This is a genomic window from Maricaulis sp. ABE4_448, assembly GCF_056160825.1.
Genome location: NZ_JBSWXX010000001.1, coordinates 142,553 through 161,654, shown reverse-complemented (window position 1 = coordinate 161,654; position 19,102 = coordinate 142,553). Strand labels below are relative to the sequence as shown.

At 64.8% G+C, this 19,102-nt stretch carries 20 protein-coding genes; 11 read left to right on the top strand and 9 right to left on the bottom strand.

Annotation, left to right across the window (positions count from 1 at the left end):
- Window positions 1–63 precede the first annotated feature (63 nt).
- Complete coding sequence (locus ACXAJV_RS00840; protein WP_475080834.1) at window positions 64–942, bottom strand: glycerophosphodiester phosphodiesterase family protein; 879 nt, start codon at window positions 940–942, stop codon at window positions 64–66.
- A 143-nt stretch (window positions 943–1,085) separates the two neighbouring features.
- On the opposite strand from ACXAJV_RS00840, the gene ACXAJV_RS00835 reads away from it, so the two are divergent.
- Entirely contained in the window at window positions 1,086–1,718 is a 633-nt protein-coding gene (locus tag ACXAJV_RS00835) for a glutathione S-transferase family protein (protein WP_475080832.1), read from the top strand.
- A 57-nt stretch (window positions 1,719–1,775) separates the two neighbouring features.
- On the opposite strand, the gene ACXAJV_RS00830 is transcribed toward ACXAJV_RS00835, so the two are convergent.
- A complete protein-coding gene (locus tag ACXAJV_RS00830; protein WP_475080830.1) occupies window positions 1,776–2,480 on the bottom strand; it encodes a dienelactone hydrolase family protein in 705 nt (234 codons plus the stop codon).
- A gap of 49 nt (window positions 2,481–2,529) precedes the next feature.
- Here ACXAJV_RS00830 and ACXAJV_RS00825 point away from each other — a divergent pair, with 49 nt between their 5' ends.
- The 6 genes from ACXAJV_RS00825 to ACXAJV_RS00800 all read left to right on the top strand — a co-directional run bounded on the left by ACXAJV_RS00825 (window position 2,530) and on the right by ACXAJV_RS00800 (window position 8,482).
- Complete coding sequence (locus ACXAJV_RS00825) at window positions 2,530–2,793, top strand: DUF6489 family protein (RefSeq protein ID WP_475080828.1); 264 nt, start codon at window positions 2,530–2,532, stop codon at window positions 2,791–2,793.
- Between the two features lie 3 nt (window positions 2,794–2,796).
- Window positions 2,797–4,113 carry a tRNA uridine-5-carboxymethylaminomethyl(34) synthesis GTPase MnmE gene (mnmE, locus tag ACXAJV_RS00820; RefSeq protein WP_475080826.1) on the top strand — a complete coding sequence of 439 codons (1,317 nt, stop codon included), beginning with the start codon at window positions 2,797–2,799 and terminating at the stop codon, window positions 4,111–4,113.
- Window positions 4,114–4,237: 124 nt separating this feature from the next.
- On the top strand, window positions 4,238–6,097 hold the full coding sequence (gene mnmG / locus ACXAJV_RS00815) for a tRNA uridine-5-carboxymethylaminomethyl(34) synthesis enzyme MnmG (RefSeq protein WP_475080824.1): 1,860 nt from the start codon (window positions 4,238–4,240) through the stop codon (window positions 6,095–6,097).
- Window positions 6,098–6,721, top strand: coding sequence for a 16S rRNA (guanine(527)-N(7))-methyltransferase RsmG (rsmG, locus tag ACXAJV_RS00810; RefSeq protein ID WP_475080822.1), 624 nt, complete (start codon window positions 6,098–6,100; stop codon window positions 6,719–6,721).
- Window positions 6,711–7,556: a ParA family protein gene (locus tag ACXAJV_RS00805; RefSeq protein ID WP_475080820.1), complete on the top strand. Its 846-nt coding sequence runs from the start codon at window positions 6,711–6,713 to the stop codon at window positions 7,554–7,556. Before rsmG ends, ACXAJV_RS00805 begins: the two co-directional genes overlap by 11 nt.
- Complete coding sequence (locus ACXAJV_RS00800; RefSeq protein WP_475080817.1) at window positions 7,553–8,482, top strand: ParB/RepB/Spo0J family partition protein; 930 nt, start codon at window positions 7,553–7,555, stop codon at window positions 8,480–8,482. The genes ACXAJV_RS00805 and ACXAJV_RS00800 overlap by 4 nt, the downstream gene beginning before the upstream one ends.
- A gap of 122 nt (window positions 8,483–8,604) precedes the next feature.
- Here the strand turns inward: ACXAJV_RS00800 and holA are convergent, their stop codons facing one another.
- The 4 genes from holA to ACXAJV_RS00780 are packed head-to-tail and all read right to left on the bottom strand — an operon-like array spanning window position 8,605 to window position 13,292.
- Window positions 8,605–9,657, bottom strand: coding sequence for a DNA polymerase III subunit delta (holA, locus tag ACXAJV_RS00795; protein ID WP_475080815.1), 1,053 nt, complete (start codon window positions 9,655–9,657; stop codon window positions 8,605–8,607).
- On the bottom strand, window positions 9,654–10,172 hold the full coding sequence (gene lptE / locus ACXAJV_RS00790) for an LPS assembly lipoprotein LptE (protein WP_475080813.1): 519 nt from the start codon (window positions 10,170–10,172) through the stop codon (window positions 9,654–9,656). The genes holA and lptE overlap by 4 nt, the downstream gene beginning before the upstream one ends.
- 7 nt (window positions 10,173–10,179) lie before the next feature.
- On the bottom strand, window positions 10,180–12,759 hold the full coding sequence (leuS, locus tag ACXAJV_RS00785; RefSeq protein ID WP_475080811.1) for a leucine--tRNA ligase: 2,580 nt from the start codon (window positions 12,757–12,759) through the stop codon (window positions 10,180–10,182).
- Between the two features lie 32 nt (window positions 12,760–12,791).
- Entirely contained in the window at window positions 12,792–13,292 is a 501-nt protein-coding gene (locus ACXAJV_RS00780) for a DUF3576 domain-containing protein (RefSeq protein ID WP_475080808.1), read from the bottom strand.
- A 357-nt stretch (window positions 13,293–13,649) separates the two neighbouring features.
- Between ACXAJV_RS00780 and ACXAJV_RS00775 the strand changes: the two genes are divergently transcribed.
- Complete coding sequence (locus ACXAJV_RS00775) at window positions 13,650–14,798, top strand: porin (RefSeq protein WP_475080806.1); 1,149 nt, start codon at window positions 13,650–13,652, stop codon at window positions 14,796–14,798.
- Window positions 14,799–14,901: 103 nt separating this feature from the next.
- A complete protein-coding gene (locus ACXAJV_RS00770) occupies window positions 14,902–15,369 on the top strand; it encodes an NtrZ family periplasmic regulatory protein (protein WP_291882012.1) in 468 nt (155 codons plus the stop codon).
- Here the strand turns inward: ACXAJV_RS00770 and ACXAJV_RS00765 are convergent.
- Window positions 15,341–15,925, bottom strand: coding sequence for a thiamine phosphate synthase (locus tag ACXAJV_RS00765; protein WP_475080803.1), 585 nt, complete (start codon window positions 15,923–15,925; stop codon window positions 15,341–15,343). The two genes, ACXAJV_RS00770 and ACXAJV_RS00765, sit on opposite strands and share 29 nt — an antisense overlap.
- Before the next feature lie 49 nt (window positions 15,926–15,974).
- Between ACXAJV_RS00765 and ACXAJV_RS00760 the strand changes: the two genes are divergently transcribed.
- Window positions 15,975–16,652 carry a YggS family pyridoxal phosphate-dependent enzyme gene (locus ACXAJV_RS00760; protein WP_475080801.1) on the top strand — a complete coding sequence of 226 codons (678 nt, stop codon included), beginning with the start codon at window positions 15,975–15,977 and terminating at the stop codon, window positions 16,650–16,652.
- On the opposite strand, the gene ACXAJV_RS00755 is transcribed toward ACXAJV_RS00760, so the two are convergent.
- Window positions 16,649–17,149, bottom strand: a complete 501-nt coding sequence (locus ACXAJV_RS00755; protein WP_475080799.1) for a L,D-transpeptidase family protein — start codon at window positions 17,147–17,149, stop codon at window positions 16,649–16,651. The two genes, ACXAJV_RS00760 and ACXAJV_RS00755, sit on opposite strands and share 4 nt — an antisense overlap.
- Window positions 17,150–17,404: 255 nt before the next feature.
- Here ACXAJV_RS00755 and ACXAJV_RS00750 point away from each other — a divergent pair, with 255 nt between their 5' ends.
- The gene (locus tag ACXAJV_RS00750) at window positions 17,405–18,091 is read left to right on the top strand and encodes a response regulator transcription factor (protein WP_348509475.1); all 687 of its coding nucleotides are present in this window, start codon (window positions 17,405–17,407) and stop codon (window positions 18,089–18,091) included.
- Window positions 18,092–18,268: 177 nt separating this feature from the next.
- Here the strand turns inward: ACXAJV_RS00750 and xth are convergent, their stop codons facing one another.
- Window positions 18,269–19,081: an exodeoxyribonuclease III gene (gene xth, locus ACXAJV_RS00745; RefSeq protein WP_475080795.1), complete on the bottom strand. Its 813-nt coding sequence runs from the start codon at window positions 19,079–19,081 to the stop codon at window positions 18,269–18,271.
- Window positions 19,082–19,102 lie beyond the last annotated feature (21 nt).

Below are 19,102 nucleotides of genomic sequence, written 5' to 3'. Positions count from 1 at the left end.
CGCGTGCTCCCGTATCAACCTCCTGTCAGATAAGATGTTTCCCGTGAAACACCAGAGCTGAGGCTATTGAGCCGGACAGGCCGCGATCTGAGCCTGCAGCGCGTCCGCACCGCCCAGCGCGACAACAGCCGTGTCGACATCGTCGATCGAGAGTAGTTCCACACCGGCTGCCGCGGCCGTCTGGTAAACAGCGGGATCGCCGTTTTCGAGCCTGAACAGGCCGGCGGAGGTTTCCAGTCCGGCTTCGGCGAGGCGAGCGTCCTGGTTGGCGTCCGCGGCCCCCACCCCGGTCCAGATATAGACGGCCTCAAGATTGGCGCCGGCTGCGCTCAGGGCGGCGGGGTCATTGGGGGCAGACAGGAGGAGGCCGTCATCGAGGGCGTGGATCGCGGCGGCCTGGTCGATGGAATAGGCGATGATGGCGACTTCATCGCGCGCGTCGTGGTCGTGGACAAAGCCGACGATCTCTTCGGGGGAGACGGATTTCAGGTCGAGATTGAGAACCAGGCCGGCCTCGCGTGCCACCGTCAGGGCATCGGTGAGGGTCGGGATGGTGTCCTCGACAATCATGCCGTCCGGATCGCGCAGGGTGGTACGGGAGAGCGCCTCCCAGGCGAGACCGTCCAGCGAGCCGGCTCCCGTCGTGGTGCGGTCCAGCGTGTCGTCATGCAGCAGGAAAAGCACGCCATCGGCGGAGCGGCGTACATCGATCTCGGCATAGAGCACGCCCAGCTCGGCAAGGCGGCGCAGCGTGGAAAGCGCGTTTTCCGGATAGCCAGGCGCCGGGCCGGCGCGGTGTGCGGCGAGCATGGCGGCCCCGGTCTCGCGGAAACAGTCGAGCTGGATCGCCGGCGCGGCCAGACCGGTTTCCGCGGTCGAAGGCGAGGACGGCGAACAGGCGGCGGCCAGGACGAGAAGGGAGGGAATGAGGCGCTTCAGCATGGGTGTCTCCGGAAAATGTCGGGAGACACTATCCCACGTGCGCGACAGAGTTGTATCTGTGACATGCTGAAATTCAGCACGGCGGCGCAAGATCGCCGTGGAACGGTAGGACAGGACACATAGCGATAAAGGGGAGACCGGCCATGGCCGATACGTCAGGAATTCGCGTTTATCACGCACCGCGCACGCGCTCGATCCGGGTGTTGTGGCTGTTGCAGGAAATGGGTTTGCCGCACGAGATTGTGCCCGTGAAGTTCGACTCGCGCCCGGCTGGCGACGATGCCTATGCCGAAATCCATCCTCTGCGGAAAATCCCGGCGCTGGACGACAAGGGCACCATCGTCCTGGAGTCGCTGGCGATCGTGCAATACCTGCTTGGCCGCTACGGACCGTCTCCGCTGGAGGTGACACCTGACGAGGCCGACTATGGACGGTATCTGCAATGGCTGCATTTCGGCGAAGCCGGGATGATGATGCCGGTCAGCCTGCTGCTGGCGCATACGGTCTTGCTGCCGGAAAAGGCGCGCGATCCGAAACTCGCGAAGTGGGCGCGGTTAGAAGTCGACCATATACTTGAATTTATTGGGAAACATGGGATTGGAGACCGCGAATATCTGGCCGGTGACCGGTTCACGGCTGCCGACATCTCGATCGTCTACATGCTCTACCTGATCAAGGTGATGCGCCAGTTCGACGGTGCGCCCGACAACGTGCAGGCCTATTTCAATCGCCTTACCCAACAGGAGAGCTGGATCGCCGCCACGGCGGTGGAGTAGATCGACGGGTCGCGTCTGCGGTCCCTGCCTTGAAAGGCAGGGACCGGCAGGCTTGGCCTATTCGGACTTCAGATTTTTCCGGAAGAATTCCAGCGTGCGGCTGTCGGCGAGATGGGCGCTCTCGGGATTATAATGGGCCCCCTCGATGCGCGAGAAGGCGTGCTCGTCATCGGGATAGTCATGCAGGGTGACCTGCCGATGCGGGTCGAGACCGGTATGCATCGCAGCCTGGCTTTCCGGCGGTACGAACTCGTCGCGGCCGGCGATGTGCAGCATCAACGGTTTCGAGATCTTGCCGGCTTCGTCGAGAAAGTTCGGGATGTTGACGCCGTAATAGCCGACGGTCGCATCACTGTCGGTGCGGGCTGCTGTGAGATAGGCCATCAGACCGCCGAGGCAGAAGCCGATGGCGCCGACCTTGCCGGTGCAGCCATCCATCTTGCGGACATGGTCGAGGCTCGCCTGGACGTCCTCGATACCGGTATCCGGATTAAACTTGCCCATCAGATCGAAAGCCTTGTCGAGTTCGGCCTGGCTCTTGTCGGTGATGTCGACACCCGGCTCGATCCGCCAGAACAGGTCGGGGCAGAGCGCCATGAAACCCTGCGAGGCCAGGCGGTCGCACATCTCGCGCATCACGTGATTGACGCCGAAGATTTCCTGCAGGACGACGATGCCGGGTCCGGTACCGCTCGCCGGTTTGGCCAGATAGGCCGAGAATGCGCCGGCCGGCCCGGTGATGCGGATGTCTTGACCTGTCATGTCATGCTCCTGTTCATTGGAAGAGGACCCACCATCCTGCGAGGCGGCCATGAAGGTCAACATCGAGATCGAATGCACACCGGAGGAAGCGCGCAGCTTTCTCGGCCTGCCGGACGTCACGGCGCTCAATGAGAGCCTGATGACGGAAATGCAGAAACGGGCTGAAGCCAATATGGATCAGCTGGACCCGGAGGTTCTGATGCGTCAATGGTCGGCCTTTGGCGGCCAGATGACGAACCAGTTCATGGAGCTGATGCGCAACGCGGCCGGGCCCGCTGCCGGCGGCAAGACGGGCAGCAGCAAGGATCGCTAGACCGTGAACACGACAATCTATGCCCTGTCGACGCCGCCGGGACGCTCCGGCGTGGCGGTTGTCCGCCTGTCCGGTCCGGCTGCGGGCGGGATGCTGGATGCGCTGGTGGGCCTGCCCAGGCCGGAACCGCGCCGGGCTGCGTTGCGTACGCTGAGCGCGCCCGATGCCTCCATCATCGACCGGGCACTGGTACTGTGGTTTCCGGGACCGGCAAGCTTCACCGGCGAGGATTGTGTCGAGCTGCATCTGCATGGCGGACCGGCCGTGATCGAGGCCGCGCTGTCTGCGTTGGACGAGAGCGGCGCGGTGGCGGCCGAGCCGGGAGAGTTCACGCGGCGGGCCTTCGAGAATGACAAGCTGGACCTGACCGAGGCCGAGGGCCTGGCGGATCTGATCGAGGCCGAGACCGAAGGCCAGCGGCAGCAGGCCCTGGCCCAGATGTCCGGGGCTCTGCGGGAACTTTATGAAGGCTGGCGCGAGGACCTGATTGTCGCCCTGGCCTCGATCGAGGGGGAGATTGATTTCCCCGATGAGGCCGATGTCCCCGACGCGCTGTCCCACGTGGCACATGCGCCGGTGAGCCGGCTGATCGCGTCGATGGAGGCGCATCTGGATGATGGCCGGCGCGGCGAGCGCGTGCGGACGGGTTTCTCCATCGCACTGATCGGCGCACCGAATGCCGGCAAGTCGAGCCTGTTGAACCGGCTCGCACGGCGCGAAGCGGCCATCGTAACGGATATTCCCGGGACCACGCGGGACGTGGTCGAGGTCCGCGTCACCATGGCGGGCTTCCCGGTCATCATTTCCGACACGGCGGGTCTGCGCGAGGCGGTCGATGCGATCGAGGCCGAGGGTGTGCGGCGAGCGCTGGATCGCGCCGATAATGCGGATTTGCGGATCGGTGTGGTCGATGCCCGCTCCGACGAAGATCTGCTCGATTTGCGCGGGCGCCTGAAGGATGACGATCTGCTTGTTCTCAACAAGCTTGACCTGGCGCCGCAGAAGCGTTCGGACGGCGCCTACCGTCTCTCGGCCAAGTCCGGGGATGGTGTCGACATGCTCGAGGCGAAGATCGAGGAGATCGTGCGCGAGCGCCTCAGTGCTCGGGAACTGCCGGCACTAAGCCGGGCCCGGCATCGCCGTGCGGTGGAAACCGCTCTGTCTGCGCTGGAACGCTGTCGCGAGCGTCTGGCCGATGCGCCGGAGCTGGCGGGCGAGGATGCGCGGCTGGCGGTGCGGGCGCTGGAAAGCCTGACCGGCCGCGTCGATGTCGAGGATGTTCTGGACCGGGTGTTCAGCCAGTTCTGCATCGGCAAATAGGGTTGCGTGACCCGCGTGGCGTGTTTCACGTGAAACACACGGGTCCGCCCCTCGACTCTACGGCCTGCGGGCATTATGTAGGCCGACCTTTTCCGCAAGTCAGAGCGTCGGGATCGATCCGGTCATGAAGCAATGGGATGTCATCGTCATCGGGGGCGGGCACGCCGGCTGTGAAGCCGCGTCCGCAGCCGCACGTCTGGGCGCGTCGACCCTGTTGCTGACCCATCGTCTCGACACGATTGGCGAGATGTCCTGCAATCCGGCCATTGGCGGACTGGGCAAGGGCCATCTGGTGCGCGAAGTCGACGCGCTGGACGGGGTTATGGGCCGCGTGGCGGACGCGTCTGGGATCCAGTTCCGTCTGCTCAATCGCTCCAAGGGTCCCGCCGTGCGCGGTCCGCGGACGCAGTCCGACCGGGCGCTCTACAAGGCCGCGATGCAATCGGCTCTGGGCGTGACGGACAATCTGGAGATCCGGGCCGCGGCTGTCGAAGACCTGATCATCGATGGGGGCCGTTGTGTCGGGGTGGTGGATGCGCAGGGTAATGAATATGCCGCCGCGTCGGTCGTGCTCACGACGGGGACTTTTCTGCGCGGCATGATCCATCGCGGTGCGGAACGCATCCCGGCCGGCCGCGCCGGGGAGGCGCCGTCGGTCGGTCTGGGCGAGACGCTCTACGGGCTCAAGCTGCAAATGGGTCGTCTCAAGACCGGGACGCCGGCGCGGCTGAAGAAATCGTCGATCGACTGGGACACACTGGAACAACAGGCGGCCGACGAGACGCCGGTGCCTTTCTCTTTCCTGACCGACCGGATCGAGGTGCCGCAGATCACCTGCGCCATCTCCCGCACCACGGAAGCAACGCACGCCATCATCGCTGCCAATCTCGAACACTCGGCCGTCTATTCCGGCGCGATTGCCGGGCGCGGGCCACGCTATTGCCCGTCCATCGAGGACAAGGTGGTGCGCTTCGCCGACCGGACCAGCCACCAGGTTTTCCTGGAACCGGAGGGGCTGGAGGATGACACCGTCTATCCCAATGGCATCTCCACCTCGCTGCCCGACCATGTCCAGGACGCCTTCCTGAAGACCCTGCCGGGTCTCGAACAGGTCAAGGTCAAGCGCTATGGCTATGCCATCGAATACGACTATGTCGATCCGCGCGAGCTCGACGCGACACTTCAGGTGCGCGCCGTGGCGGGGCTTTGGCTGGCGGGTCAGATCAATGGCACGACAGGGTATGAAGAGGCGGCCGCCCAGGGCGTGATGGCCGGCTTCAATGCGGCGCTGTCCGCCCAGGCGCGCGAGCCTTTCGTGCTCAGCCGGTCGGATGCTTATATCGGTGTGATGATCGACGATCTGATCACGCGCGGGGTCAGCGAGCCCTATCGCATGTTCACCTCGCGCGCCGAATACCGGCTCACCCTGCGCGCCGACAACGCCGATCAGCGTCTCACGCCGAAAGCGATCGCGCTGGGGGCGGCGTCTGTTTCACGTGAAACACGCTTCACCGGCAAGATGGCGGCGCTCGAGGCGACGCGCGGCCAGGTACAGGGGCTGACCCTGACACCGAACGAGGCCAAGGCGCACGGTCTCTCTGTCAACGCGGACGGCAAGCGCCGCATGGCGAGCGAGCTGCTCGCCTATCCGGATATTGCCTGGAGCGATCTCGCGCCGATCTGGCCCGCGCTGACCGATGTAGCGCCGGACATTGTCGAGCAGATCGAGATCGACGCGCTTTATGCCGGCTATATTGATCGCCAGCAGGCCGACATTCTTGCGTTTCGCCGGGATGAGGCGGTGCGGCTTCCCCGTGATCTGGATTATCGCGCCGTCGGCGGCCTCTCGAACGAGGCCCGCGAGAAGCTGGAGCGCGCGCGTCCCGAGACGCTGGGCCAGGCCTCCCGCATCGAGGGCGTCACGCCGGGCGCCCTGACGGCGGTTCTGGCGCATGTGAAGCGGCTCAGCAAAGAGGCCAGCTAGGTGACACGCGACGACTTCCAGGCCCGTACGGGTGTTTCACGTGAAACGCTCGACGGTTTCGACCGCTGGCGGCAGATCCTCGTCGAGACGAGCGCTCACACCAATCTCGTGGCGCGCAGTTCGCTCGATCATTTTTGGGAGCGTCATGCCCTGGACAGCTTCCAGCTGATGCCGCTTGTTTCACGTGAAACGCGTCTCGTCGCCGATCTGGGTGCTGGTGCCGGCTTTCCGGGCATCGCCCTGGCACTGGGTTTCCGGGATCGGGGCCAGGCGGCCCGTGTCGTCATGGTCGACTCCGTGGGCAAAAAGGTCGCTTTCCTGCGCAAGGTGATCGGCGAGCTGGGCCTCGACGCCGAGGCGCGCTCGGAGCGGGTGGAGACGATCGATCCGGGCGAAGGTTTCGATCTCGTCACCGCACGGGCCTTCGCGCCGTTGAATAAATTATTGGGCTATACCGCGCCCCTGTTGAAAAACGGGGCTGAAGGCCTCTTCTTCAAGGGTCGCCAGTACCGGGATGAATTGACCGAAGCCCGTAAAAGCTGGACAGTCGATCCTGAAGTCATACCCAGTCAGACGAGCGACGGTGTGATCCTGCGCATCAAAGAGGTCGAGCGTGTCCGATAAGAACGAGCGCCGCAGAGCGCCCCGCGTCATCGCCATCGCCAATCAGAAGGGCGGCGTGGGCAAGACCACCACCGCCATCAATCTGGGCACCGCCCTGGCGGCGATCCGCCAGAAGGTCGCGATCATCGATCTGGACCCCCAGGGCAATGCGTCCACGGGGCTGGGCGTGCCGCCGAGCAAGCGTGCACTGACATCTTATGACGTGCTGGTGGGCGGCGACCCGCTGAAGTCGGCCCTCGTGCCGACCGTCGTGCCGGGCCTGTCCATCGTGCCGTCCGACCAGCTCCTGTCCGGGGTCGAGCTGGAACTGGCCGACGATCAACGCCGCTCCTACCGGCTCAAGCGCGCCGTCGACCAGAGCATTGCTGCCCTGTCGCAGGATGAGGACGGGCTGGACTATATCCTGATCGACTGTCCGCCTTCGCTGAACGTGCTGACGGTGAATTCGCTCACCGCCGCCGACGCCATCCTGGTGCCGCTGCAGTGCGAATTCTTTGCCCTTGAGGGCCTGTCCCAGCTCCTGCGCACGGTCGAGCGTGTTCGCGGCCATCTCAACACCAAACTGGAGATCCAGGGCGTCGTGCTGACCATGTATGACGGCCGCAACAATCTCTCCGCTGAAGTTGCCGCCGATGTACGCGAGCATTTCGGCGACAAGGTCTACAAGACGATGATCCCGCGCAATGTGCGGGTCTCTGAAGCCCCCTCCGTAGGCAAGCCGGTGCTGCTCTATGATCTGCAGTGCACGGGGTCGCAGGCCTATATCAGCCTGGCCAAGGAAATCGTCCAGCAAGAGCGCAAACGCCGCCGGGAAGAGCAGGGTGAAGCCGCATGACATCCACTGACAAGAACCGCCGTCTGGGCCGGGGTCTCTCCGCCTTGCTGGGTGAGGTCGAGACCGAGGACTATGCCGCGCCCGAAGGTGCCGAAGTACCAGCTTCCGCGCCGCGCTCGCGCGATGGTGTGCGCACTTTGCCGATCGAGCTGATCCGGCCGAACCCGGACCAGCCGCGCAAGACGATCACTGCGGCAGAGCTGGAAGCCCTGTCGGAATCGATCGCCGAAAAGGGCGTGGTCCAGCCGATCCTCGTGCGGCCGATCAAGGGCGACGGCGAAGCCTATGAGATCGTTGCCGGCGAACGCCGCTGGCGCGCGGCCCAGAAGGCCCGCCTGCACGATATTCCTGCACTTGTCCGTGAGCTCACCGACAAGGAAACGCTGGAAATCGGCATTGTCGAGAATGTCCAGCGCTCGGATCTCAACCCGGTGGAAGAGGCCCATGCCTACCGCCAGCTGATCGACCGCTTCGGTCACACCCAGGACGATGTCGCGCGCGCCGTCTCGAAAAGCCGCAGCCATGTCGCCAACATGGTCCGCCTTCTGGCCCTGCCGGAGGCCGTCCTGACGTCTCTTGCCAGTGGTGAAATCAGCACGGGGCATGCCCGGGCGATCGCCACCGCGCCCGACCCGGAAGCGCTTGTCCGCACCATTGTCGAAAAGGGCCTGTCCGTGCGCGAGACCGAGCGTCTGGCCCGCGACGCCCAGTCCGGAAAAGCCGCTGACAGCAAGGCGGGCAAGGCGTCCAAGCCTGGTGACAAGGATGCTGACACACGGGCGCTGGAGTCCGACGTCACAGCCCGTCTCGGCCTGTCCGTCGATATCCGTCATGGCAGCAAGGGCGGCGAGATCCGGGTGCAGTACAAGACGCTCGAACAGCTCGATGATGTCTGCCGCCGGCTGTCCGGAAACCGCACCGCCTGAGCCCCTCAAGGAAGGGTAGCTGGAGCATTTTCAGCAAAAGTGGGAACCGGTTTTGCGGTTCGAAAATGCGACCACTAAAAAGCTGGAGCAATTGCATCGACTTCAATGGCGATGAAATTGCTCTACCGGCTCGCCTGTGCGGCGCCGCGCGCCAGACGGATCAGAAGTTCGCTGACCAGGGCCTCGACCGGGCTTCCCGACCGTTTGACATCCCGCTCGGCCTGGAAGGCAAGCTGCCGTGCATGCTCCAGCCGCCGGCCGCGCCACAGGCCGACCTGACGCTTGAAGGCATTGGCCTGCGGGCCGAAGCGCGGCGCACCTGAACGCGCCAGGGCGGCATCATCGCCACCGGAGCTCTGCACGACGCCGATCTGGTCGAGCCGTCGCTGCAGAGCGCGCAGGATCGCGACCGGGCTGCCACCTGCACTGACGGACCGGACATAGGCCTTGTCCGCCTCCGCAAGCCGGCCGAGCAGTGCGGGCTCGATGACGGCGTCCAACTGGGCTTCGCCTTGGTCGGCAGCGATTGCCTCGACATCCTCGAGCGTCACGATGTCCTCGCCCTGGGCGCGCTGGCCGCGGAGACCCTTGTAGAGAATCAGCTTGTCGATCTCGCCCCGGGCGAGTGCGCGATCGCCCTCGAGCCGCGGCAGCCAGACCATGCGCGCATCAGAAGCAAGTGAGAGCTCTTCAGCCTTAAGTAGGTCTTCAGCGAGGTTTCCGAGTGATCGCGCATCATCGGCATAACACGCTATAGATAAAGCCTTTTTTGCCGGTTCGAAGGTTTTTCGAAGCTTCCCACGCGGCGTTAGGTCTCCGGACTCGACCACCAGCACGGTTTGTGGCGCGAGAGAGCCGCTCTCAATCTCGGAAACCACGTCCGCAACCGGCCCGCCGCCGGTCTCGCCGCTGAGCCGGACCCGGACCAGACGCTGACCGCCGGTCAGCGACATCGCGACCATCGCATCCGCCAGCGCGGCCGGGTCGGATTTGAGGTCTTCCTCGGTAAGGAGAGTCAGCGCAAAAGGATCATCCGGATCGGACAGGATCGACTTGACCAGTGTGCCGGCGCGCTCGTGAGCGAGCCCGCGATCCGGCCCGTAGATCAGATAGGCCTTGATGGCCGGATCCGGGGTCCGGACGCGCGCATCGGCGTCGCGGGCCGATACCTTCATCGCGTCGCAGGCCCCTGCGTCTGGATCTCGTCCAGCGCGCGCACAAGCTGCATGGAGACGCGCTGAGCGGCCATCCGCGCGGCACGCGCCTGGGCATCCTGTTCGGAGATCATGGAGGCGTAGACAGAACTTGAAAGATTGTAGGACGCCTCGCCATAGGTCGTGCCTACGAGAACCGGGTCGACCTCTCCGTCTCGATAGAGTGCATAGTCGACTTCAAGCCGGATGGAAAAACGCCGGACAATAGCATCGGCACCCACGCCCAGCCCTGTCGCACCCAGGTCGGTCTCGGTCCGCAGTGTCAGATCGCCATCGGCGTAGCGCGAGCCCATCTGGTCGACCAGAGCTTCCTGAAGCAGGAAGTCGACCCGTTCATCGCCCGTCTCGACGCGGATCTGGGAAAGCGTGTTGCCGACAGCGCTCGATCCGTACATCGGGGAGAAACCGCAAGCGCTCAGCGCCAGCGTGAAGGAGGCTGCCAGAGAGCCCAGTATCACTCGACGGCTGGTACGCATGGTTTTCCTACCCCACGACGATATTGACGATCCGGTCCGGTACCACGATCACCTTGCGCACTGTAAGCCCTTCGGTGGCGCGCACCACCCCGTCATGCGACAGGGCAAGTTCCTTTACCACATCTTCCGGCGTACCCTTGGCCACATCGATCTGGGCCCGGCGCTTGCCATTGACCTGAATCGGCAGTGTCACCGTGTCCTCGACCAGCAGCGCCGGATCGGCTTCCGGCCAGGCCGCGTCGATCACCAGGCCTTCACCGCCCAGCATCGCCCAGCATTCTTCGGCCAGGTGCGGGACGAAGGGGGCGATCATGCGCACGAGAATACCCAGGCCCTCCGCTTTCGCGGCAACGCCGGATGGGTCGGACGGTTCAAATTTGCGCAGCGCATTGACCAGGTCGTGAACCTGGGCAACGGCCGAGTTGAAGCGGAAGCCCTCGATGGAATCCGTAACGGATTTCAGCGCCTTGTGCGCAATCTTGCGGATCTCCAGCGCGTCCCCTGTGGCGTCAGCCGCAATCGCTGCGGGCCCCGGGGCGCCTTCGGGCAGGGAGGTGACCGTCGTCCACAGACGCTGGATAAAGCGCCAGACGCCCTCCACGCCGCTGTCAGTGTATTCCACATCGCGCTCGGGCGGGCTGTCCGACAGGACGAACCAGCGCGCCGCATCGGCGCCATAGCTCTCGATGAACGCATCCAGGTCGACGACATTCTTCTTCGACTTGGACATTTTCTCGATCGCGCCGACGGTCACCGGCTTGCCGGTGGCGATCTCGATCTGAGCGCCGTCGCGTTCCTCGATCTCGTCGGGACCGAGCCATTTGCCATCGGCCGACTTGTAGGTCTCGTGCGTCACCATGCCCTGGGTGAACAGGCCGGCGAAGGGCTCGCCGCCCTCCAGCTTCATCAGGCCGCAATCATTGAGCGCGCGCGTGAAGAAGCGGGCATAGAGCAGGTGCAGGATGGCGTGCTCGATACCGCCGACATACTGGTCGACCGGCATCCAGTGCTCGGCCTCTGCGGGCGCGAAAGGCGCGTCCTCGGTCCAGGGCGAGGTGAAGCGCAGGAAATACCAGGACGAGCACACGAAGGTGTCCAGCGTGTCGGTCTCCCGGCGCGCCGGCTTGCCGCATTTCGGACAGTCCGTATTTTTCCAGGTCGGATGGCGTTCCAGCGGATTGGACGGCTGGTCAAACGTCACATCCTCGGGCAGGACCACGGGCAGCTGGTCTTCCGGTACCGGCACAGCGCCGCAATCGGTGCAATGCACGATCGGGATCGGACAGCCCCAATAGCGCTGGCGCGAGACCAGCCAGTCGCGCAGGCGATAGCTGGTCGCGCCCTTGCCGAGGCCGAGCTTTTCCAGTTCCTCGATGGCGCGTTCGATTGCGTCCGGCGTTTCCAGACCGTCCAGGAAGCGCGAATTATAGATCGTGCCGTGGCCGGTGAAGGCTTCGTCCTCGATCGCGTGCGTTGCGGCATCGGTGTTGGGCGGCAGCACCACCGGATTGACCGGCAGATCGTATTTGCGGGCGAAGTCTAGGTCGCGCTGGTCGCCGGCAGGCGAGCCGAAAATGGCGCCCGTACCATAGCCAGACAGCACGAAATTCGCCGACCAGACCGGGATTTCCCAACTGTCGTCGAACGGGTGGCGGACCTTGATGCCCAGATCGATGCCCTTCTTGGGGGCTTTCTCGATCTCTTCCTCCGTCGTGCCCATGCGGGCGCAATCCTGGCAGAAGGCCTCAATGTCCGGATTGTCCTTGGCCAGCGCCTTCACGATCGGATGATCGGGCGCCAGGGCCAGGAAGCTGGCCCCGAACAGCGTGTCCGGGCGGGTGGTGAAAACGTCGATCGTCTCGCCGAAACGGGTGTCGGTCAGCGGGAAACACACTTCGGCGCCACGCGACCGGCCGATCCAGTTCGACTGCATGGTGCGGACCTTGTCCGGCCAGCGGTCGAGATCTTCGATGGCATCGGTCAGCACATCGGCATACTGGGTGATCTTGAAGAACCACTGGTCCAGCTCGCGCTGCTCGACCTCGGCGCCGGAGCGCCAGCCCTTGCCGTCGATTACCTGTTCATTGGCCAGAACCGTCTGGTCGACCGGGTCCCAGTTGACCTTCGCCGTTTTGCGATAGGCGAGGCCCTTGTCCCACAATTTCAGGAAAATTGCCTGCTGGTGGCGATAATAGGCCGGGTCACAGGTCGCGATTTCGCGGCTCCAGTCCAGGGCCAGGCCCAGACGCTGGAGCTGTTTGCGCATCACGTCGATATTGCCATAGGTCCACTTGCCCGGGTGCACACCGCGGTCACGGGCGGCGTTCTCTGCCGGCAGGCCGAAGGCGTCCCAGCCCATCGGATGCAGCACATCGAAGCCGCGCGCCCGCTTGTAGCGGGCCACGACGTCGCCCATCGTGTAATTCCGGGAGTGGCCGACATGGATGCGCCCTGACGGATAGGGGAACATCTCCAGGACGTAGTATTTCGGTTTTCCGGACTTGGGTCCGTCCGCACGGAAGGCATCACGCTCCGCCCAGGCCGATTGCCATTTCGGTTCGGCCTCGCGGGGATTGTATCGGCTCATGGTCATGCTCGCTGCGAGGCCTTGCGGCGTCACTAGCCTTCCAGCTGGGAGATACGCAGCTGTCGGGCCCGGGTCAGGATCGCATTCTCGATCTCGTAGGCGGTGTCGTCGCCGGACTGCGCGTCGGTCCACTCGCCCTGGTCATTGCGGACCTGGCGGAAGACATTGACGGCCAGCGCGTCGGCGCGAAGGCGCGTATCGAGAATGTAGACCGTCAGCTTGAAGCGCTCGGTCGGCATCTGCGGATTGGCATACCAGTCCGTGATGATGACGCCGCCGAACGGATCGACTTCCGACAGTGGCATGAAGGAGATCGTGTCCAGGCTGGCGCGCCACAGGAAACCGTTGACGCCGATACCCTCGACCTCGACCGGGCGACTGCTGCCACCCAGCGGGTTGGGCAGGGACGGCAGACGCAGGCCCGAACGGCTCTCCGACGCGGCGGATTGCTCGGCCGCATTGTTCGAGGCACAGGCCGACAGGGCAAGAATGGCGGAGGAGAGAGCTACTCCAAGAATCCGACGGTCGGACATAAGCCGAGACTCCTTCGAAACAGACAGCGGTAACACGCGGGGAACCGTGAACGCGGACGCGCTCTTTGCTTTGGCGATTTGTATAACATGCGAAACGGGACACGCCAGCGCCGAAAGGCACCCGTTGCGAGCGTGGCAGTATCGCAACAACTCCGCGCCAAGTTTTCCGCAAGCCGTCCGGGGTGCTTGACCGGACGGGCGTGCTGACCTCCTTTAGATGCGCGACGTCCGGGGGGACGGGGCCGATCGGCGGGACCGCGAGACATGGTACGGACACTCAGCGCGACCTTGATCGCCGCTCTGTCCGGAGCGCTTGCGGCCCCGCCGGCATCCCCTCAAACGGGCTCGTCTTCCGGTATGTTTTCCAGTGAAAACAGTGGCTTCGGTGCGGCGTTCGAGACGCGGTTCGAGCTTGATGCCGGCACGGTCCTTGCGTCCGGTGATGGCGCTGACACGCCGCTTTTCGACATCGATACAGCCCTGACCGTCGAAGGCTTCACCGATGCCGGCCGTCGCTATGGCCTGGTCCTTGGCGGGCGGATCGAGCGGGATAGCGGCCGCCGCGGATGGGGCGGGCTTGCGGGTAATTGTCCGGCCGGGCGCGGCGATTGTGCCACGGGGGTGAGCCCGGCGAGCGGCTATCGCAGCAGCGGCGCAGCGTTCGGCGGCGCCACCCGCACGGCGCTGGAAGAGGCCTATCTCTATTATGATACGGGCTGGGGCGAGCTGCGTCTCGGCTACGGGCCCGGCGCTGCCCAGCTGGACACGGCCGGCGGTCCGGCCGCTTTTCGCCTCAGCCGCGCCGATGGCGGCCGGGTCGCGACAGATCGTCTGTCGGGTGCGCGCACGGACAATCTAGCCTCGGGCTGGTCGCCGAAAATCCTGTTCCGCTCCGTTGCCCTCGGACAGGAAAGCACGATCGGCACCTTGCGGGCTTCGGCGTCCTTCACACCCGCCGAGCGCGATTGTGGCGTCGATGTCTGCCATCGCGAATACGGACCGGCCGGCCTGGTCAGCCCCGTCTTCGACGACATGGCCGAGGTGGGTCTCATTTATGCCATCCGCCGCGGCAATCACCAGGTCGAGGCCTCTTTCGGTGTCGCCAGCGGCGCTGATGCGACGGGCCGGCCGGGTTTCGAGCGCCTTCTCGCCTGGGATGCGGGCCTATCCTGGCGCCATGGCGACTGGTCGGCGGGGCTGCGCACTCTGGTCAGTGATAACGGGCTGGCCGGCGATCAGGGTTATCAGGCCTGGTCGGCTTCAGCCGGGTATGAAGCCGGTCCCTGGCTGTTTACGCTTGAATATGCAGGCTTTTCCGACGATGCCGTTCACGTCGACGGGACCAGCTGGCAGGCAGGCGGATCGCGTCTCATCGGCGAGCACTGGCTTGCGGGCGTCGGGCTGCGCAGCGCAAGGCGCCGGGATCCGGTGCTGACACCGGCCGGCCGGACCCGCGTCCGGGACGAGGACACCGTCGGGTTTTTCGAGCTCGGCTGGCAGTTTTGACAAATCCGCCACAGGCGGCGTGAAACTGTTGTAACCGCCGTAGAATCTTCTTGGGACGGATGGGTGCGATACGGTAAAACCGTCTGGTGTGAGGGAGAGTGCGATGAGCGGGCGGAGCTATCCGTTTGATATCATTGGCAAGACGGCGCCTGCGGTCGTGACGGCTGCGGCCCTGTGCCTGTGTGCGCCTGCGGCGTTCGCCCAGGACGATACCGCTGCTGCGCTTGCCGCGCCGGCACCGGCCACGTCCGAGGCGGAAACGCCATGGTATGAAGCCTTCACCCTGTCCATGAATGAAGCGGCTCATCCGGGCCTGGAAGAACCCGATACGTTCGACTGGGAATCCGCCGGCGGCCGCTGGGGGATCACGCTGGGCGTGGAAGACCATTCCGATACGCGCTTCGAAACCGAAGATGTCAGCGCCGGTGCCTTCGTCAATCTCGGCGAACGCTTCCGCCTGGGCGGCCAGGTCCGCTTTGCCGCGCCGGACAGCGAGTATTTCACGCTTCGCGAGAACCGCCAGGATCGCCGCGAGCCGGAAATCAAGTTCGAGTCGGCCCTGCGTTTCTGATCGCGCCGACACACGCAATTCCTGAAAACCCGAGACCTGTCAGCCGTTTTGCCGTGCGCTCATTGACGCCGCCAAGCGCATAGACCGGCAGATCGGTTGACCGCGCCATCGCGGCTGCGGTCCAGATCCCTGAAGGCCGCCCGGCGCTGGGGCTTTGGCTGGGGAAAACCGCCGACAGCAGGGCTGCATCGACACCGGCATGGCGCGCCCGGGCCAGCGCCCGCCAGGAATGGGCGGCGGCTGTGAAGAGGCCCGCATCGCCCCGCGCACGGCAGGCGGCGGCTTCGGCGATCTGCCGTTCCGGCCAGTGCACGCCATCGGCCCCGGCTTGCCGGGCCAGGTCCCGATCTCCTGAAACCAGCAGCCAATTGCCCCGCGCACGGCAGATCGCGGCCAGCCGTGTGGCCGTCTCCAAACGGTCCGGCTCGCCGAAATGCCGGTAGATCACGGCGCTGCCGACGGGGACGGCAGCGGCAAAGGCCTCCGGATCCGGCGTGCGGGCCGGATCGGTCAGTGCCAGCAGCGCCGGCAGACCGGTCCCGCGTGCGCCCTGCACGGCAAGCGCGTGTCTTGCCAAGCTCGCCGGGGCGTCATATGGCGGCATTATGAGCGACAAATCCGCAATCTCCGCAAACCGTGAGGCCCTTCTTGACACGATCGCCACCGCGGCGGGTGCGGCAGGACGAAGCCCGGGTGATATCACCCTGGTGGCCGTCTCGAAACGCCAGAGCGAAGAGCGGCTGGATGCCGCGCTCGCGGCGGGCCAGCGCGTGTTCGGCGAAAACCGTGTGCAGGAGGCCCAGGCCCACTGGTCTACCCGCCGCGCCGACTATCCCGATCTCGAACTGCGCCTGATCGGACCGCTGCAATCCAACAAGGCCGGTGACGCTGTTGCCCTGTTCGATGTGATCGAGACGCTCGACCGCGACAAGCTGGCGGCGGCGCTGCGCAAGGCGATGGACGCGCAGGGCCGCACGCCGCGGCTCTATGTACAGGTCAATACCGGCGAGGAGGCCCAGAAGGCGGGTGTCGCCCCGGCCGAGCTGCCGGACTTCCTGGCGCGCATGCGGCAGGACTACGGCTTCGAGATCGAGGGTCTGATGTGTATTCCGCCGGTCGAGGAGCCGGCCGGTCTCCACTTTGCCCTGCTAGACACGCTCGCCAGCGAGAACGGGGTCGAGAAGCTGTCCATGGGCATGAGCGGCGATTTCGAGACGGCCGTCGCGCTGGGCGCGACATCGGTCCGCGTCGGCACAGCCTTCTTCGGAGATCGGCAAGTTTAGCTGATCGTCAGCGTGTCGCCCGGCTTCGCCTGCGCCAGCAGGGCCCGCACATCGTCGGGATCAAGCGCGACACAGCCCAGCGTGGGTTCGTAATCGCCGCGCTTGCAGTGCAGGAAGATCGCCGATCCCGCACCGGGCACGGGCGGATCGTCATTATGGCCAAGCACGAGAATGATGTCGTACAGCCCGTCCTCGCGCCATAGATCCTCATGCGAGGCGGGATAGGGCTTGCGGACCGGGCGGTTATAGGCGGGGTCTTCCGGCGCGTCGCACCAGCCATCATCGGGGCGTAACGCCCGCACCGGCAAGGCCGTGTCAGGCGCCGTGACCCGGTCGGCCCGGTACATCACACGGCGCAGCGCATAGCGGCCCAGCGGCGTGGCGCCATCGCCCTCACGCTTGTCTGACGCCTCCGTGATGCCGCCTTTTCCCAAGGCTGCGCGTACGGTGCGGCCGCCGAGGTCGATCTGCCCGGTTCGTGAGACTTGCCAATCCATGATGCCAGCTTAGATGAAAAAGAGAGGTGGTCGGCGAGGGACGCTCTTGTGCCGGAAATGGCACAGGCATCCGCTTCGCCTCCCCCACCACGGATGGGTGTCCGGCCTGCGGACTCACGAAGAAACAAGCAATTTCGGTACCAGAATTCGTGATGGAAATACGGGACATTTCACTATGCTTAAGCAAATATTGCCGGGCACATCCTGCCGGTGGGCAGAATTTGCCTTGCGGCCGGAAAAGGGCATGATCGCATCATGAGCGCACAGAAAACGATTCTGATCGTGGACGATGACGAGGATCTGCGCGAGGCGCTGGTCGAGCAATTCGCGCTTCACGAGGAATTCCGCACGCTCAGCGCCGGCACGGCCAGCGAAGGCATGGCCACGGCCAAGGCGGAACGCGCCGATCTGGTGCTGCTGGATGTCGAACTGCCGGACATGGACGGGCGCGAGGCCTGCCGGCTGATGCGCAAGAATGGTGTGTCCGCACCGGTGGTCATGCTGACCGCCCAGGATACCGATGCCGACCAGATCCTCGGTCTGGAATCCGGCGCCAATGACTATGTCACCAAGCCGTTCAAATTCTCCGTCCTGCTGGCCCGTGTGCGCGCCCATCTGCGCAGCCACGAGCAGAGCGAGGACGCGGTCTTCCGCATCGGGCCCTACGAATTCCGGCCGGCGATGAAGCTCTTGCTGACGGCCGACGAGAAGAAGATCCGGCTGACGGAAAAAGAGACCAATATCCTCAAATACCTCTACCGCGCGGGCGGCAAGCCGGTGCCGCGCGACGAGTTGCTGCACGAGGTCTGGGGCTATAATCCCGCCGTCACCACCCACACGCTGGAAACCCATGTCTACCGGCTGCGCCAGAAGATCGAGCCCGATCCGGCCCATGCCCGGCTTCTGGTCACCGAAAGCGGTGGTTACAGGCTGCAGGGGTAAAACGAAATGGAGTAGACATCGTCTTCCTTCTCCCTTGGGAGAAGGTGCCCGAAGGGCGGATGAGGGGGAAATCCTGGTGTCTGCCTAGAAACGCGAAGGACGGTGTCTCACCCAGCTCCCTCAATCCCTCTCCCCCGGGAAACGGGCCGATTTCAACCGTTTGCGATGAACTCCGGTTCAGCCGCCGATCCGCAGCACCACCGGGGCGTGATCTGAGGGCTTCTCCCAGCCGCGCACATCTTCCCAGATCCGGAAGGCCTCACGGCCGCCGGCCAGCGCCCGCTCGCGCACGGCGGGGGCGGCCCAGATATGGTCCAGACGGCGGCCGCGATTGGCCTTGCGCCAGTCCCGCGCACGATAGCTCCACCAGGAATAGACCTTCTCCTCCATCGGGATCAGCTCGCGCGCCACATCGGCGAAATCGCCGGCCTGGCGGATGCGCTCCAGGGCTTCGGTCTCGACCGGCGTGTGGGAGACAACTTTCAGCAATTGCTTGTGCGACCAGACATCGTGCTCATAGGGCGCGATGTTGAAATCACCGACCAGGACGAGGGGCGGATTCTCGGCCGCGCGCGCCGTGAAATAGGCTTCGATCCGGTCCAGAAAGCCCAGCTTGTGGGCAAAGCGCGGATTGATCGCCGGGTCCGGCTCGTCGCCACCGGCGGGAATGTAGAAATTGTGCAGCTCGATGCCTTCCACCATCACCCGCTGGTGGCGCGCCTCGGCCTTTGGGCACAGGTCTTCATCGCCAAGATCCTCCAGCGGGAATTTCGAAGCGATCGCCACGCCATGCATGCCTTTCTGGCCGCGCACGTGGAAATGCCGGAAACCCATTTCGCGGAACGCCTCTTCCGGGAATTGTTCGTTCAGGCACTTGATCTCCTGCAGGCACAGCACGTCGGGATCGGCCTGGCGGACCCAGTCGGCAACGAGCGGCGCGCGCAGGCGCACGGAGTTGATGTTCCAGCTGGCGAGCGTAAAGGCGGTCATGGGCAGTCCTTGTGCGGGCGA